Source organism: Roseibium sp. MMSF_3247 (assembly GCF_030733765.1).
GTDB lineage: Bacteria > Pseudomonadota > Alphaproteobacteria > Rhizobiales > Stappiaceae > Roseibium.
The window spans coordinates 1-14,325 of the sequence record NZ_JASHII010000002.1; the positions used below are offsets into that span (position 1 = coordinate 1).

18 protein-coding genes are annotated in these 14,325 nt (G+C 58.2%); 10 read left to right on the plus strand and 8 right to left on the minus strand.

Annotated elements, in window-relative coordinates; genetic code table 11:
* Positions 1-55: 55 nt before the first annotated feature.
* Both RBB44_RS05410 and RBB44_RS05415 read right to left on the minus strand, forming a co-directional pair.
* Positions 56-634: a carbonic anhydrase gene (locus RBB44_RS05410; RefSeq protein WP_306146379.1), complete on the minus strand. Its 579-nt coding sequence runs from the start codon at positions 632-634 to the stop codon at positions 56-58.
* 30 nt (positions 635-664) lie between these two features.
* Positions 665-1,771 (minus strand): NmrA family NAD(P)-binding protein, encoded by a 1,107-nt coding sequence (locus RBB44_RS05415; protein WP_306146380.1) that lies wholly within the window; start codon positions 1,769-1,771, stop codon positions 665-667.
* Between the two features lie 89 nt (positions 1,772-1,860).
* Here RBB44_RS05415 and RBB44_RS05420 point away from each other — a divergent pair, with 89 nt between their 5' ends.
* From RBB44_RS05420 to RBB44_RS05430, 3 genes are all read left to right on the plus strand, one after another.
* Positions 1,861-2,457 (plus strand): TetR/AcrR family transcriptional regulator, encoded by a 597-nt coding sequence (locus tag RBB44_RS05420; RefSeq protein ID WP_306146381.1) that lies wholly within the window; start codon positions 1,861-1,863, stop codon positions 2,455-2,457.
* Between the two features lie 72 nt (positions 2,458-2,529).
* The gene (locus RBB44_RS05425; RefSeq protein ID WP_306146383.1) at positions 2,530-3,807 is read left to right on the plus strand and encodes an amidase family protein; all 1,278 of its coding nucleotides are present in this window, start codon (positions 2,530-2,532) and stop codon (positions 3,805-3,807) included.
* Positions 3,808-3,810: 3 nt separating this feature from the next.
* A complete protein-coding gene (locus RBB44_RS05430; protein WP_306146384.1) occupies positions 3,811-4,479 on the plus strand; it encodes a hypothetical protein in 669 nt (222 codons plus the stop codon).
* A gap of 110 nt (positions 4,480-4,589) precedes the next feature.
* Here the strand turns inward: RBB44_RS05430 and RBB44_RS05435 are convergent, their stop codons facing one another.
* Entirely contained in the window at positions 4,590-5,552 is a 963-nt protein-coding gene (locus RBB44_RS05435) for a DMT family transporter (protein ID WP_306146385.1), read from the minus strand.
* A gap of 203 nt (positions 5,553-5,755) precedes the next feature.
* Positions 5,756-6,088 (minus strand): hypothetical protein, encoded by a 333-nt coding sequence (locus RBB44_RS05440; RefSeq protein ID WP_133952949.1) that lies wholly within the window; start codon positions 6,086-6,088, stop codon positions 5,756-5,758.
* A gap of 343 nt (positions 6,089-6,431) precedes the next feature.
* Between RBB44_RS05440 and minC the strand changes: the two genes are divergently transcribed.
* The 3 genes from minC to minE are packed head-to-tail and all read left to right on the plus strand — an operon-like array spanning position 6,432 to position 8,386.
* Positions 6,432-7,247 (plus strand): septum site-determining protein MinC, encoded by an 816-nt coding sequence (gene minC / locus RBB44_RS05445; RefSeq protein ID WP_306146387.1) that lies wholly within the window; start codon positions 6,432-6,434, stop codon positions 7,245-7,247.
* A gap of 54 nt (positions 7,248-7,301) precedes the next feature.
* Positions 7,302-8,123, plus strand: coding sequence for a septum site-determining protein MinD (minD, locus tag RBB44_RS05450; RefSeq protein WP_008195504.1), 822 nt, complete (start codon positions 7,302-7,304; stop codon positions 8,121-8,123).
* Positions 8,120-8,386, plus strand: a complete 267-nt coding sequence (gene minE / locus RBB44_RS05455; protein ID WP_008195613.1) for a cell division topological specificity factor MinE — start codon at positions 8,120-8,122, stop codon at positions 8,384-8,386. The genes minD and minE overlap by 4 nt, the downstream gene beginning before the upstream one ends.
* A gap of 57 nt (positions 8,387-8,443) precedes the next feature.
* On the opposite strand, the gene RBB44_RS05460 is transcribed toward minE, so the two are convergent.
* Complete coding sequence (locus tag RBB44_RS05460) at positions 8,444-8,683, minus strand: CDGSH iron-sulfur domain-containing protein (protein ID WP_008191849.1); 240 nt, start codon at positions 8,681-8,683, stop codon at positions 8,444-8,446.
* Between the two features lie 227 nt (positions 8,684-8,910).
* Between RBB44_RS05460 and RBB44_RS05465 the strand changes: the two genes are divergently transcribed.
* Both RBB44_RS05465 and RBB44_RS05470 read left to right on the plus strand, forming a co-directional pair.
* Entirely contained in the window at positions 8,911-9,672 is a 762-nt protein-coding gene (locus RBB44_RS05465) for an isoprenylcysteine carboxylmethyltransferase family protein (RefSeq protein ID WP_306146388.1), read from the plus strand.
* Complete coding sequence (locus tag RBB44_RS05470; RefSeq protein ID WP_306146389.1) at positions 9,669-10,163, plus strand: DUF4149 domain-containing protein; 495 nt, start codon at positions 9,669-9,671, stop codon at positions 10,161-10,163. Before RBB44_RS05465 ends, RBB44_RS05470 begins: the two co-directional genes overlap by 4 nt.
* On the opposite strand, the gene RBB44_RS05475 is transcribed toward RBB44_RS05470, so the two are convergent.
* The gene (locus tag RBB44_RS05475) at positions 10,079-10,435 is read right to left on the minus strand and encodes a helix-turn-helix domain-containing protein (protein WP_306146390.1); all 357 of its coding nucleotides are present in this window, start codon (positions 10,433-10,435) and stop codon (positions 10,079-10,081) included. The genes RBB44_RS05470 and RBB44_RS05475 overlap by 85 nt on opposite strands.
* A 66-nt stretch (positions 10,436-10,501) precedes the next feature.
* Here RBB44_RS05475 and RBB44_RS05480 point away from each other — a divergent pair, with 66 nt between their 5' ends.
* On the plus strand, positions 10,502-11,416 hold the full coding sequence (locus RBB44_RS05480) for a DMT family transporter (RefSeq protein ID WP_306146391.1): 915 nt from the start codon (positions 10,502-10,504) through the stop codon (positions 11,414-11,416).
* A 4-nt stretch (positions 11,417-11,420) separates the two neighbouring features.
* Here RBB44_RS05480 and RBB44_RS05485 read toward each other — a convergent pair whose 3' ends face one another.
* A complete protein-coding gene (locus RBB44_RS05485; protein WP_306146392.1) occupies positions 11,421-12,914 on the minus strand; it encodes a diguanylate cyclase domain-containing protein in 1,494 nt (497 codons plus the stop codon).
* A 344-nt stretch (positions 12,915-13,258) separates the two neighbouring features.
* On the opposite strand from RBB44_RS05485, the gene RBB44_RS05490 reads away from it, so the two are divergent.
* Positions 13,259-13,825, plus strand: coding sequence for a hypothetical protein (locus RBB44_RS05490; protein ID WP_306146393.1), 567 nt, complete (start codon positions 13,259-13,261; stop codon positions 13,823-13,825).
* Positions 13,826-13,852: 27 nt separating this feature from the next.
* On the opposite strand, the gene RBB44_RS05495 is transcribed toward RBB44_RS05490, so the two are convergent.
* Positions 13,853-14,314: a GNAT family N-acetyltransferase gene (locus tag RBB44_RS05495; protein WP_306146394.1), complete on the minus strand. Its 462-nt coding sequence runs from the start codon at positions 14,312-14,314 to the stop codon at positions 13,853-13,855.
* Positions 14,315-14,325: the final 11 nt, after the last annotated feature.

A 14,325-nucleotide genomic window follows, 5' to 3' on the forward strand; every position in this document is an offset into this window, starting at 1 on the left:
GCGCCCCCGTCTGTTTTTGTTCAGGATCGTGTTTTCGATCGTAGAAACGCAGTGTTTAAAGAACGGCACTTGTGGTTTCGGAACCCGCGTCTCGTTCGGCGCGCCAGTCTTCAAGCGATTTTGCGGGGGCGATTTCCTCCACCAGCCCCGTTGCAACATCATAAAGGGTCGCCGAGACAGAAATCCCGCCGGGCACCTGTGCAGCCGCGCAGAGCCGGTCGATATCGCCCATCAAGTCGGACCGTTGATCGTGGATCGCATATTCCGAAACGTCGATGCCCATCTTTTCTTTCATCATCGCCTGCATTTCCGGCTGCGCCAGCCTTTGCGCGCCGCACTGCGTGTGTTGCATGAGAATGACGTTGAACCGCGGCTCCTGGCCATTTGTCGCCGCACGAACCAGGGCCGCCAGGGTTGCGACCTCCTCGATCACAGCACGGGTCACCCGTCCGCCTGTATTCCGGATCACGACGGCGTTTCCAAGCTCGAGCCCGAAGAGATGGGCCGGATCGGTGCGGGCATCAAGGCAAGCGATGATGAGGGTTTGCAGTGTCGGCAATATGGGCAGATCCGCCTTATCGAAACTGGAGGCAAACGCTTTGTTGCGGTTGAGGAGCTCTGATTGCGGGGTCATGGGGGATTATCCTTGTCGTTTCAAAGTGGTTCAGGCGACGCGGGCCGCGGGGAGGGGGATGGATGCCGGTTGGTGTGTTGCCTGCCAGGAAGCGTCGTCTTGTGCGAACATCGGCGCGGACAGCTGGACGTAATCCCGCTCCGCTTCGGCGCGCTTCAGGTCAAACGGCCGGGTTGCAAGGATCTTGGCAAAGCGGGCCATGGCGCCAAGGCTTCGCAGCGAGCTTTTCACCAGTCCGGGTTGGCCGGCTGCATGTTTGCGCACAATCGCTTCAAAGCTTTCCGGTTCCTGCCCGCCAATCCGTGCAACGTGATCCGTCGGTGCGTTCACCGCAAAGCTGCCACGCCGGTATTCGTCTGCATAAAGGGCAAGCTGCGTCACGGCGGCAACGGAGTAATTAGAGGGCGGCAGAGCCTTGAGCGCCTTCACCATCATCCGTTCGGAGATGTCCATGTAGCGTACCCGGCGGCGCAGCGCGCGGCTCATGGCAGCGGCAATGTCATTGGGAGAAAGTAGCTCGGGCCCTGTCGGACGGTAAGTTTGACCGGCATGTTTTGCGGGATCGGTCAGGGCCGCCACCGCAACGCGTGCAATGTCTTCGTTCGACGGCGGTGCATTTTTCTTCTGATCCCCCGCACCGAGCGGCATGGTGAAGAGGCCCAGATGCGCGGCTATATCGAGAACCATCAGGTAATTGTCCGCAAACCAGCCGGGATTGACGGTGGTGACCGACATTTCCGGACGCATCCTGATCAGGACGTCGCCAAGATACACTTCCCGCGTAAACAGCGACGGGTGGTCTGCACTTGAGAGCCACTGGCTGAGGGTGACGACATGTTCCATCTGGGCCTCATAAGCTGCTGCCGTGAAAACGGCGTTGAAGTGTAGGCCATTCGGTGCCGTCGGAGCGCATTGATAGGCGCGGCTGACGCCTGTCATCGCGGTGCGCATATCGGTCAGCGAATATTGATTGCCGACGAACACCTCCGCACCCGCCCGTTCCAGCGCCTCTGACCGATGATCCTTCCGGCGCACAAAGGCGCGCACCGGATAGTTTTGCTGGCGGAGCTGCAGGGTGACGTGCAGGCCGGTTTTTCCGGCGGCACTGGTCACAAGAATTTTGGGAAGGGTCTTCATACGCGATGTCCTTAATGATGATAGTTGTCATCTAAAAATTAGATGATATATGTCATCATTAGTGTCAAGAAGATTTTCGGAGGCTTTTGATGCCGCGTGTGTCGAACGAAGAAAAACAACGAAATCACAATAAGATAGTGGATGCAGCTGCCCGATTGTTTCGGGAAAACGGGATCGAGATGACCAGTGTCGCCGATGTGATGAAGGCCGCCGGACTGACCCATGGCGGGTTCTACAGACACTTTGGCTCAAAGGAAGGTTTGATCTCAGCTGCGCTGGATCGCGCGGTCGATGACGTCTTGAAAGAGGGCGAAGAGGCCCCGGAGGGGGCAGCGCGCGCACTGGCGCGGGACGCCTACATCGCACGGTATCTTTCGGAAGATCATTTGTCGGGGCGTGGCAAAGGATGTCCGTTGGCAGCCTTGGGAACGGAACTCGTCCGGATGAACGGGGCCCCACAGGACGCTGCTAAAAATGCGGTCGATCGCACGGTCCGTTTGCTTAATCTTGGCGAGGGGAAACGGGGTCCGAAGGGGCAGGCCGTACTTGCCCTCCTGCTTGGTTCCGTGGTTCTGGCCCGCTTGACGGACGGCGATGACGACAAGGCCAAGATGTTGGAGGCTGCAAAGACCGCCGCGGCGCTGATTGAGGACGCGTGGCCGGTCGAGACGGACGCAAACACTTAAGGTCCTGTTCAGAACGGCCAATCGTGCTATCAGGTTCAGACAATAAGAACTTTTGGCAAGGGTTGGGCGAAAATGAACGCAGCGGTTTCCTGGGATGCAGCAACGGTGGGTGAGCGGCTGGACGCAGCCCTGGAGAAGGCCAATAGCGACCCGGCGGCGGCTCATGTCTACATCAAGCTCCTGGAGACCCGGGCCCGCCAGCAGGTGGCGAAAGCGGCTGAAAATGACGGTCCGCTCAAAGGAGCGCTGGTCAGTGTCAAGGCGCTGTTCGACGTTGCCGGGGAAGTGACGACGTCCGCCACGACCGTTCTCAAAAACGATCCGCCGGCAACGGAAGATGCGCCCGCGATTGCCCGGCTGGATGCGGCGGGCGCGGTGTTCACCGGCCTGACCAACATGTCCGAATTTGCCTATTCCGGGCTCGGCCTCAACCCCCATTACGGCACGCCGGAAAACGCGCTTTATCCGGGCTGTGCGCCGGGCGGGTCGACCAGTGGCGGGGCGGTCGCCGTGGCGCTGGGCCTCTGCGACATTGCGATCGGCAGCGACACCGGCGGATCCTTGCGCATCCCCGCGGCGTTCAACGGCATCACCGGCTTCAAGCCGACGCAAAGCACTGTCTCGATGGCGGGCGGCAAGCCGCTTTCCGACAGTCTCGACAGTTTTGGCCCGATGGCAAAAACCGTCGCGGAATGTGAACTCACCTGGCAGGTGATGGCAGGGCGGGAAACCATCCCGGTAGAGCACAAGGCTGCTCGCCTCATGGTGCCGAAAAACTTCGGCTTTGACGAGATCGAGGCGCCCGTTGCCGAGGGTTTCAAGGCCGTCGTTGAAAAACTGCGCGAGGCCGGTTTAGAGGTTGTCGAGAAGGATCTCGCCGTCATCGATCTCTACGCAAAGGTTCCGCCGTGGCACATGACGTCAGTGGAATCGCGGGCCCATTACGAGGATCATTTCCAGACATCACCGGACCAGTTCGACCCGCGTGTGCATGCGCGCATGGGTCGGGCAGAGGAGATTTCCGCGGTCGAGTACCGGCAGACGCTGAACCGGCGTCACACCTTGATAAAGGCCTTCGCCGAGGAGGTCGGTAGCGACATTCTCTTGCTTCCGACAACGCCCATTCTGCCACCAAAAATTGCCGATCTGGCGGATGATGGCGACTTCAACCGGCTCAATCTTCTGGCCCTGCGCAATCCCTCACTCGCCAATGTCTGCGATGGCTGTGGCATCGCGCTGCCCTACCAAAACGCCGGCCAGACCTTGAGCGCCATGCTGATCGCGCCGGGCGGTGAGGACGAAAACCTGCTCGCCTGCGCCAAGGCGGTGGAGAGTGTTCTGGGAGCTTAGGCGATGGCGGATGAGATTTGGGTGAGCAGCGTTTCAAGCAACTATCTTCTGGGAAACAAGCTCGGGATCCGAGAGAAGTTTTTTGGTCAGGATTGGGCGCCTCAACAATTTGAACAAGATGCACTTACGCCCGAACAGCTGGCTAATGTAAATCGATCCTCCCAGGGTGAAAAACTCGAACGCGAGGAGTTCGTGGAAGCTGCCTATGTTTTCGATCATAGGCGCTGGTCACGGGTCAAAGACCTTTTCTGGGTGAGTGGTTTCCTAGCAGTCAAAGGAAAACTGGCGGAATTGCTCAAGGACTTCGATCTTGGTGGCGGTGAGCTGGTCGAATTCCCGATCTTTGAGATGGACAAGACTACGCAACTGTCCGGACCGTTTTATTTCCTGAATTTCGGCTCGCAAAAGGACTGTTTTGTGCCGAGGGAAAGCCAGCGCGTAAGCTTTCTTGCTCGGAACAAGAAAACGGGTCAAGAACTCTGGGCAGGTTCCATAACTCCTGAAGATGGGGATGTAGCGGTTTCTACCTCTGCCCTTGTCGGAGCCGATCTCTGGGTTGATCCAAAACTTAGCGGCAAAATCTTCATGAGTGGTCCGCTTCATGATGCGATCGAGGCCGCCAAGTTGAAGATCGACTTTCGTTTTGCAAGAGCGCGCATTGTTCCGGACTAGACCGGCTATGTGCGGCCCATCGAATTGGGCCGACGCCCCCTGCGATGCAGTCATACCATGCGGGATATGGCGGTCGTTGGATGCGCCCCTGCCTCAAAGCTCCTTCCCACTTAATCCGGCTTTTCGTCGTCGTCCTTATCCTCCGCCCGGTTGACGCTGGAGGCGTAGCCGGTGTTGAAGCGGAAGCTGGCACTGCGGGTGACCGGGCGGCGGGCGGAGACGTTTTCCTGAGCCTCGCGCCAGACCACGAACAGGCCGGACGCGACAATGATCGCCGAGCCGAGCGCCACATAAAAATCCGGTGTTTCTGAAAAGAACAGCGCGCCGAACAGGGCCGCCCACAGGATCTGGCTGTATTGCAACGGCGCGACAACGGCGGCGGGCGCGGCCCGGTAGGCGCCGATGATGGCCGATTGGGCAATCACCGACAGAAACCCGATTGCCGCCATCAAGCCCAGGTCGCCCACGGCCATCGGCTGGTAGGAGCTCGGCATCAGGATGGACATCACGATCAGCATCAGGATCATCGGATAAAGGATCAAGACCGCAGAGCGTTCTTGCCCGCCGATCTTGCGCACCAGGATCGAGGAGACCGAGTTTGCACTTGCCGATAAAAGCGCGGCGATGTGGCCGGCGGACAGCGCGCTGACACCGGGGCGCAGGACGATCACCACGCCGATCAACCCGACAATGACCGCGATCCAGCGCTGAAAACGCACGGTTTCGCCAAGGAGCGGCACGGACAAGGCGGTGACCAGCAGCGGCGTTGCAAAAAGGAGGGCATAGACCTCGGCAAGCGGCAGAACGGTAAAGGCGTAAAACCCGCCGGACATTGCAACGATGGCGAGGCTTGATCTTAAGAGCACCAATCCGGGTCGGCGGGGCCGGAAATTGTCCGCCTTACCGTCCGCCAGAATGATTAGGGAGACCGGCACGAAGGCGAACAGGACCGAGAAGAAAATGATCTGGAAGGCCGGATACGTGCCGCCGAGCGCCTTGATCAAGGCGTCATGGGTGGAAAAGATCGCAAAGCCGCTGAGAGCGAACAAAAAGCCTTTGAGCGATGCGGACATGGGCAGCGGCCTTGAAGAAGCGGGTTTTTTGAGGGTCTGGCCATCTGCCGAGTGGCAAGGTCAGGGGATTTCCTGCGGTCTGATGGAGCGCCGCACCGGCACAAGTGTTAGCAGAAAAGCGGGCACTGCCAAAGGCGGGAACGGTCCGGAATCAAGCCGCTTTGCACACTTTTCTAATCGGTTTAATTTTCTGCTCCGCAGCCTCAGACAAAAACCCGGGCAAGGGTGGCAACGGCAAGGGCGGTGGCGGCGCGCTTTGGGCCGGCAAGATCGGAGGACATCTGGCTCGGCATGTTCAGCGTGACACGGTTGAGGTCGGACGCCTCCAGGTGGTCAAGGTCAGCCGATTTCGCAGCCTCTTCGGCGGAGCGGCGCACGTCGTCGAGCATCTGCACGAGGGACTGCCAGATGTGCAGGGGTGGCGCCTCATTTGTGTTGCGCCAGCGAACAATTTCGTCTGCAGATGAGTTGAGGACGCGGGCTGCCTCGTCCTGAGATAGACCCAGATAGTCCATTACATCGCTGAAATTACTCATATTTGTTCCAAGCTTAGTCAGCGCGCTTTGTTGTTAGATAGCTTATATTGCACTGCAATATGGCAAAAGTGAAGCTTTCATCTGGAATTCGGTTAACCGGCGGCGGCTCAAATTGACAGAATCGCCCTGTATTCGCGGTGATTCCTGCCGATTGGATCGGCAGTTTTGTCAGGTCTGCCGCCGAAGACCCATCAGGGAGACGCCGCAGACCCGACAATTGCCTGAAAACTCGGAAGAATTTGGATATCCGTGGAAAACGGTCCGCTGCCCAACTGTCCGGTTCGGTTAATGATAGGTTTATGCGACTAAGCACTCCGTTTGAGAAAGACGCCGGGCCTCTTTGATGAAATTCAAGGGAAAATCCTTCATTGCGATCGTGTTGTCTCCCGAGCCGCCCTATCAGGACTGGTTCAACGAGATCGACCGGATCATCGCGCGCACACCGGGATTTTTCATCGACCGGCCGATCGTTCTGGACGTGCGCGGTACAAAGATCCCGATCGAGGACCTTGAGACCGTTCTGGACGGCTTGAGCGAGCGTTCCATCCGGGTTTTCGGCATCGACGGGATTTCCGGAACGCGCCTCAAACCGGGAATGCCGCCGAGTTTTGGCGGTGGACGACTGACGGCTGATGTCGAAATCCCGGAAGCCGGTGTCGGGAACGAGGCGACGGTGGGGGCTGCGGGCCAAAAGACAGTCGACAACACCGATGCGCCCAAAAAGGCTGCGAAAACAGATGCGTCCGATCCGGACCCGGCAATCAAGATCGCCGAGAAGCCCGCTGCCAAGAAAGCAGACCGGCAGGCTCGGGCGGTGCCAGAGGCCAATGGATCATCAATTGTCATTACCGAACATGTGCGCTCCGGTCAGAGCATCCTGCATCCGGATGGCGACGTGACGATTGTCGGCTCGGTCAGCTCCGGCGCCGAGATCATCGCGGGCGGATCAATCCATGTTTACGGCGCCTTGCGCGGCCGGGCTTTGGCCGGGGTCTCCGGACGGGATGGCGCGCGGATCTTCTGCTCGAAACTGGACGCCGAACTGGTGTCCATCAATGGACTTTACAAGGTTGCCGATGACTTCGACGCGGCTCTGCGCAACGCACCGGCGCAGATCCGCTTTGAGGACGAGAGCCTTGTCTTTGAACAACTGAGTTAACTCCGGTCGGGGCCGTGAAGCGCCTTTGCACCGTCAACAAGTGGGACGAACACCATGAGCAACGCAACAGTCGTTGTGGTCACGTCAGGCAAGGGCGGGGTTGGTAAGACAACCACATCCGCCGCAATCGCCTCAGCGCTGGCCAAGGAAGGTTATCAGGTCTGTGCCATCGACTTCGATGTGGGCTTGCGTAACCTGGACCTGATCATGGGCGCGGAACGGCGCGTCGTGTTCGATCTGGTCAACGTGGTGCGCGGCGAGGCGACCATCAAGCAGGCTTTGGTGCGCGACAAGAAGCTGAACAATCTATTCCTTCTGCCGGCTTCCCAGACCCGCGACAAGGACGCGCTCACCGAAGAGGGTGTTGCCAGCGTCATCAGCGAATTGCGCCATTACTTCGACTGGATCGTCTGCGACAGCCCGGCGGGCATTGAGCGCGGCGCGACGCTGGCCATGCGCCATGCAGATGAAGCCATCATCGTTTCCAACCCGGAAGTGTCCTCCGTGCGCGACTGCGACCGGATCATTGGGCTTCTGGACGCCAAGACGCAGGTTGCGGAGCAGGGCGGGCGCATGCCCAAGCACCTCCTGATCACCCGGTATGACAGCGCCCGCGCCAAAACAGGCGAGATGCTGGCAACCGACGATGTGGTGGACATCTTGTCAGTGCCGCTCATTGGCGTGATCCCGGAAAGCAAGGACGTGCTGAAGGCCTCCAACGTCGGCCTGCCGGTCACGCTGGCCGACGAAGGTTCGCCCGCGGCCCGTGCTTATATGGAAGCAACGCGCCGTCTTTTGGGGGAAAACATTCCCGTCACCATCCCGGAAGAAAAGAAGGGCTTGTTCGGCAAGATCTTCAAGGGGAGGGCGGCATGAACATCCTGAGCCTTTTTGGCAAGAGAAGCCAAAGTGCTTCGGTTGCCAAGAACCGGCTGCAGATCCTTCTTGCGCATGAACGCGCCGGCAACAGCGATGATGCAGCGCTGATTTCCAGTCTTCGCGAAGACATTCTGGCGGTTGTGGCCAAGCGGATCGATATCGATCCCGATGCCGTCCGGCTTGAAATGGACCGGGAAGGCGATGTCACCACGCTTGGCATCGATATCGAACTGCCGCCGTCCGCAGCCCGGGCGTCCTGACACAACGAAAATCTGAAGACAGCCGGATCGGGTTTCCCAGGTCCGGCTGTTTCGTGTTTACAGCTTGCTGTGCGTCCCATCGCAAAGCGGGGATTTGCTGCTTGCCTTGCAGCCGCAGAAGAACGCTTTGCCGTCCTTTTCCGCCGTGTATTTTACCGGCGCGAAGTCGGTGCCCTTGTGGCTACCGTCGCAAAACGGCTGGTTCGCGCTCTTGCCGCACGCACACCAGAAGTAGTTTTTTCCCGCTTCAACTTCGACCGCATAGGGCGCTTTTTGCGCGACAACTGGTTCAGACATTCAGTTCTCCCTCAACTCTCAACCGTGTAACTAGGAAGATGACCGGGGACGCCAAGGTTTCCGGCGGTTTTCGGCCGACCCTGGTCTAATTTTTTGGGGATCTCCCAGACCTCTGCGACAAACCGTCAAATGCCACTGGCGATAAGGACGCACGGCGCTAGGTTTTGTCAGCGATGACGCTGGTTGACCTGAGACCTTTGAAAAGACTGCTCCGCTTGGTGGCGGGAATGCTGTCCGTCCCGCCCGGGCGCGGACGGATCGCGCTTGCCTACTTATATGGTCTTGTCTGCCACACACTCTTTGCGGCAGCAGTTCTTGCCATGATCGCTGCAATGTTTTTCGGGATGAGCCGCAGCCTGGGCACGCTTCCAGATCCGTGGCGGTATCTCGCCAATGCGTTCCTTTTGCTCCAGTTCCCGCTCACCCATTCCGTGCTCCTGTCGGCTCGTGGCAGGAAATGGCTGGCAGCCCTTGCACCGTCCGGACACGGCAAAACACTGGCGACCACGACCTATGCCATCATTGCCTCCGTCCAGCTGTTTTTGCTGTTCGCGTTTTGGACACCAAGCGGTGTGATTTGGTGGCAAGCGGAGGGAGCGGTTTTTTGGCTTTTGTGCGGGCTTTACACGCTCTCATGGCTGTTGCTGATCAAGGCGAGTTACGACGCAGGCGCTGAGGTGCAATCAGGCGCGCTTGGCTGGATGTCACTGGCGCAGAACATTCGCCCGATCTTTCCGGACATGCCGGAGACGGGGCTCTTCAAGATCATCCGCCAGCCGATTTATGTGTCCTTTGCCCTGACAACGTGGACGGTGCCGGTCTGGACGCCTGACCAGCTCGCTGTTGCGAGTTTTCTAACAGCCTACTGCCTGCTCGCACCGATGCTGAAGGAACGGCGTTTCGCCTCTCAATTCGGGGATCGTTTCCGGCAGTACCAGACAAACGTTCCCTACATTTTGCCCAGTGTCACACGGAGACCTAAGAAATGATCGTCACCTCAGCCACCCTTCTTGTGACTGCGCTGTTGTTCGGTGGCATGACGCTCTATTCCTTTGGCTTCGCGGCTTTCGTCTTCACCGCGCTGCCGGCGGAAACGGCAGGACCCCTTATCCGCAAAGCCTTTCCGCACTTCTATCTGTTTGTGATCGCGGCATCCTTGGCCGCGGCGATTGGAACCGGATTTCTGGATGTGGTCTCTTGCGTGGTGATGGTCTTGATTGCAGCATCCGCGATCTTTGCAAGACAGGTCCTGATGCCGATGATCAACGCGGCGACCGATGCGGGCGAAACAAAGCGTTTCAAGGTCCTGCATGGCGCATCGGTCATCATAACGCTCGCGCATATCATTGCGAGCGCTGCCGTCTTGATCCGTCTTGCTGTTGCCGGAGTAGCGGACTACTCAGACGCGCCGGAGCCGCTCTGCTCAATGCGCGCGGCCCAGACTTTCGACACTTTGGACAGTGGCAGGAGCGCTTCATAGACCTCCTGCCCAAGCGGTGTTACGCAATACCCGCCATCCCCTTGCGTGACGAACCCCGCGGCCCGCAGTTCTTTCAGTCGGGCATTCAAAACAGCCGGAGAAATGCTCTCGCAGGCCTCCTGTAATGCGCGGAAGGTGCAGGGGCCCTGTTCGCTCAACGTCCAGACCACACCCATTGCCCAGCGGCGTCCCAGTAAGTCGAACAGGGCCATTATCGGCGCGCCGCTGCGCGATCCGCGGACGGCCTTTCCGGGAATGGGAATGTCGGTCATACGTCCTCCATTGCTATTGAAATAATAGCATGCTATTTCTTTCATAGCAGTTTAGAGGATAGGCCCATGCAGGCAAGAGACTTTCTATTGTGGTCGGTGCTCGCCGCACTGTGGGGCAGTTCGTTCCTGGCGATTGGTGTTGCCGTCAAAGACATTAACCCGGCCACGTTGGTGTTTGCGCGGATGGCAATTGCAGCGCCTGTTCTGGGCCGTGTGCTGCTGCTGAGGGGAGGCGGGTTTGACCTCGGGGCTAGCGGCTGGAGCATTGCGGCCATTGTCGGCCTCAGCGGGAATGTCTTGCCGTTTCTTCTGATCAGTTACGCAGAACAGGAGGTCAACACCGGGCTTGCCGCGCTGATCATGGGCATTGCACCGATCATCACTCTGGTTGCCGCGCCTCTGGTCCATTTTGAGGAAAGCCTCACAAGACTGAAGGTGCTCGGTGCGCTGGCCGGTTTTGCCGGGGTCGCCGTGCTGGCGGCGCCGGATTTAAGTGCAGGCCGGATTGGCAGTCTCCTGCCCGAGCTTTGCCTGGTCGTGGCGGCCTGTTGTTATGCATTCACGGCGCTTTTCTCGCGGAGATTTCCCTTTCCTGATCCCTTGCAAATGGCTGCAGCCTCGGTCTTCGTTGGACTGCTGACGCTGGGGGGATACATGGTTTTGTTCGCGCCGGACCTTGGCCTGTCCGCTGCGCCAGTTCCGGCGCTCGCCGCGGTCCTTTATTTGGGGCTGGGACCAACAGCGCTGGCGGCCTTGATCTATTTCTATTTGATCCCGCGCATCGGGGCCGCCCGGCTGCAGCAAGTGAATTATGCAGTGCCTGTGATCGGCACCTTGCTGGGGATCGCTGTGCTTGGCGAACAGCCTGGCTGGACCGCCTGGCCGGCTCTTGGCCTCATTGTTTTCGGTGTTTATCTGGTGACGCGGCCGGACAGGACTGAACCGGCGCCAGCGCGCCAAATCGCGGAGCCTGCCGAATAGACGGCTATAGTGTTTCGGTCGCAGGTAACCGTTGAGCGGATGTGTCGGTGGAATCCGGGATATAGACCGTGACCTGGCCGCGCCCCTTTTTCTTGGAGGCGTAAAGGGCAGTATCCGCCCGCCTTAGCAAGTTGACCGGTTCGGTCGAATAGGCAATGCCGGCGCTGGCGCCAAAGTGGCAGAAATGGCCGTTGAGCGTGACCCGTTGAGACAGGATCGCGATCGCTTCCTTTGCGACTGCCAGAACACGCTCACGGTCCGTCAAGCCGAAGACGATCACAAACTCATCCCCACCAAGTCGGAAAACCTTGTCCTGCGGGTAGGTGAGCGAGCTTAAAGTCTCACCGACATATTTAAGAACTTCATCGCCTGTTTCGTGCCCCAAGGTGTCATTGATCGTCTTGAACCGGTCGAGGTCGAAGCAGACAAGAGCGAATTCCTTGGTGCCGTCGGCCTTGGCGGAGAGTGCGTCAAGGGTTTGCTCAAAGCTCCAGCGGTTGCCGAGGTTTGTAAGAGCATCCGTGTTCGCCTGATGCGCAAGCAGCTCCTTGGCCCGCTCGGTTCGTTTCTTGGCAGCGTCCAGAGCACTGACCATATGGGTCGCCTGCTTCAAAAACGCCCGGGCCGCGATCATCATGCCTGCATAAACGATGATCAGGCCGAGCGCCAAGGGGGGCAGCAGCCGCTGGCCTGGAAGAACCGGGTTCCAAACAAAACTGGCGAGCGTTGTGCCGTCTTCGGTTCGGATTGGCCAATGAGCCTGAAAATATGAGGGGGATTCTGTCGCAATCTTTAGACCCGGCAGCTGGAATTTCTCGCCAAGATCCGCGAGCGCCTCGTCATCCAGCGGGCGCACGAACATCATGACATGATCAGTGCTTGTATCTGTCTCCGCATCATAGGTGGTCATGCGCGCCGCGGAGGCGAGATAGAGTTCATCGATTGTGCCCAAAAACCCGGTGGCTGGAATCGGCGTTTCATTGGTCGGGGTTCGACGGGCACGGTTGATCAGTTTTTCCGCATCCGGTCCGTAACGCTCCATGGAAGTTCCGTCAGTGACCGCATCTTCGTAAACGTGCAAGCGGTCCGTATTTTCACCATCCACAACGTGGACACCGATAATTCCAAGACTTGAGTAGATGTAGTCAACGAATGTTGTTTCGATCCAATCTTCGTCGAAACCGTTGACGAGGCGGTCCACGGACTCGTCCCAATAGGCGTATTCCAAAGTGAGTTCAGAGAGCCGGTCTGTCCGCTCTCCTAGAAGAGATCCCATCACCCGTTCACTTGACGTGATGGCTTGCCGGTCAAGTGCGTTGACCAGGAAGGCTGCAAATACAAGCAGGCTCACAGCACCAATGATAAAGGACGCCCAGAACGGGCGGGACAGCTTGTGGATCCGCTTCAGGCGCGCTTTTCCTGCCGGTGCATCAGCTTGCTGATGCCCGGTTGTCGCTCTGGAAGTTCCTTTTTGACTGGCCCCAATCTCCGTGGACAACACGATTCCAAATTCTCGCAAGCCGTTTTTTTCGTTAACTCGCAAGTATAAGTGCAGTTAGCCGAAAAACGAGCTGGTATTTTAGTAAAACTTGGGATTTCGGAGTTTCTGGAAAATAAAAAGGAAATTTGCTAAAACACTCCTTGTAAAAAATTCGTATAAAGGCAGATTTCGACTTCCTTAATTTTGACGAGGGGGCACGCCTTTTAGGTGTGAAGTTGCAAAATTCACCCCTTCGCCAGGCCTTCGTATCCATCTCATGACGGTTTTTTCCGGGACAGGCTGCCTTGGCCTGTTTATGACTGATGGTCGTACTTGAAACGCCATGGCCCTGGATCTGCTGGATGTTTTTTGCGCTCTCTGTCGCAACCACTTACATTCTCACCAATATTGACGGATTGTTCGCCTTTTTGGCGCTTGCGGCCACTGGGCGGAAACCGGCGGCCATCACAGGGTTTTTGTTGGCACAGGTCGTCGTTATCGGCGGGGCGGTCTTGGTGGGCGGCGGAGCCGCGCTTCTAGCGCCGGCCGATCTTGGTCTTTTGGGAATTGTCCCCGTGGCACTCGGCTTTCGCGAGGTCTTGAAAAACCGCCGGAAACCTGCGGTCACAGAAAAGAACCCGCCGCCCCCGGGATCGATCATCGGTGTGGTTGTCCTTTTCCTGGCGCTCAGCACCGACACCTTTGTTTTGATGGCAACGTTTTTTGCAGATACGAGACCCGAGCTCGACCGTTTTGTCCTATCAGGGGCACTCATTGCTGTGGCTATGCTTTTGGCCCTTGGGACCTTCTTGAGCCGTCTCATAAAGCCGACACCGGCCACAGAAAAATTCTTCGAACGCCTTGCCCCGCTCGTCATGATCGTCGCAGGCCTTTACATCCTCATGGACACGCAAACGGATGTTTTCTGATCGAAGTTTGAATTTGCCTGAGCAGGGTCAACCAATTTCCTTGGCCATCTGGGCCGTTTGCTGCCACCCGTCGCGTTCGTAGAGCGGCCGCGCCTGATCGGTCGCGGTCAGAACGGCATGGGTGATCCCGCGCGCCGTGAAGGCTTTATCGGATGCGGCCATCAGATGTTTGGCGACGCCCTTTTCCCGGTGGTCCGGTTCGACAAAAACGTTCAGCACATACCCGCGTTGCAAGACGTCCGGGTGGAGATGGTGGGGAGGCCAGTCGATGACCATCAGCCCAACACCGCCGACAGCAACCCCGCCCACTTCTGCGATGAAGCCGAAGTAAGCCCCGGACTGGAGTGCGTTTTCCTGCCACTCTCGATAGGCCGGGCTGTAGGCTGCTTTTGCTGCCTCTTGATCGCCTGCAGCAAGAAACATGTCGTGCCGGTGCCGGCAAATCAGATCGCAATCAGAGGGCGCGACAGGGCGAAGAATGACGGTCATGTCAGACAAGG

Excerpts from the sequence above, each read along its gene's own strand:
- RBB44_RS05410 (WP_306146379.1), bottom strand. The coding sequence starts at position 634 with ATGACCCCGCAATCAGAGCTCCTCAACCGCAACAAAGCGTTTGCCTCC.
- RBB44_RS05415 (WP_306146380.1), bottom strand. The coding sequence starts at position 1,771 with ATGAAGACCCTTCCCAAAATTCTTGTGACCAGTGCCGCCGGAAAAACC.
- RBB44_RS05420 (WP_306146381.1), top strand. The coding sequence starts at position 1,861 with ATGCCGCGTGTGTCGAACGAAGAAAAACAACGAAATCACAATAAGATA.
- RBB44_RS05425 (WP_306146383.1), top strand. The coding sequence starts at position 2,530 with ATGAACGCAGCGGTTTCCTGGGATGCAGCAACGGTGGGTGAGCGGCTG.
- RBB44_RS05430 (WP_306146384.1), top strand. The coding sequence starts at position 3,811 with ATGGCGGATGAGATTTGGGTGAGCAGCGTTTCAAGCAACTATCTTCTG.
- RBB44_RS05435 (WP_306146385.1), bottom strand. The coding sequence starts at position 5,552 with ATGTCCGCATCGCTCAAAGGCTTTTTGTTCGCTCTCAGCGGCTTTGCG.
- RBB44_RS05440 (WP_133952949.1), bottom strand. The coding sequence starts at position 6,088 with ATGAGTAATTTCAGCGATGTAATGGACTATCTGGGTCTATCTCAGGAC.
- minC (WP_306146387.1), top strand. The coding sequence starts at position 6,432 with ATGAAATTCAAGGGAAAATCCTTCATTGCGATCGTGTTGTCTCCCGAG.
- minD (WP_008195504.1), top strand. The coding sequence starts at position 7,302 with ATGAGCAACGCAACAGTCGTTGTGGTCACGTCAGGCAAGGGCGGGGTT.
- minE (WP_008195613.1), top strand. The coding sequence starts at position 8,120 with ATGAACATCCTGAGCCTTTTTGGCAAGAGAAGCCAAAGTGCTTCGGTT.
- RBB44_RS05460 (WP_008191849.1), bottom strand. The coding sequence starts at position 8,683 with ATGTCTGAACCAGTTGTCGCGCAAAAAGCGCCCTATGCGGTCGAAGTT.
- RBB44_RS05465 (WP_306146388.1), top strand. The coding sequence starts at position 8,911 with ATGCTGTCCGTCCCGCCCGGGCGCGGACGGATCGCGCTTGCCTACTTA.
- RBB44_RS05470 (WP_306146389.1), top strand. The coding sequence starts at position 9,669 with ATGATCGTCACCTCAGCCACCCTTCTTGTGACTGCGCTGTTGTTCGGT.
- RBB44_RS05475 (WP_306146390.1), bottom strand. The coding sequence starts at position 10,435 with ATGACCGACATTCCCATTCCCGGAAAGGCCGTCCGCGGATCGCGCAGC.
- RBB44_RS05480 (WP_306146391.1), top strand. The coding sequence starts at position 10,502 with ATGCAGGCAAGAGACTTTCTATTGTGGTCGGTGCTCGCCGCACTGTGG.
- RBB44_RS05490 (WP_306146393.1), top strand. The coding sequence starts at position 13,259 with ATGTTTTTTGCGCTCTCTGTCGCAACCACTTACATTCTCACCAATATT.
- RBB44_RS05495 (WP_306146394.1), bottom strand. The coding sequence starts at position 14,314 with ATGACCGTCATTCTTCGCCCTGTCGCGCCCTCTGATTGCGATCTGATT.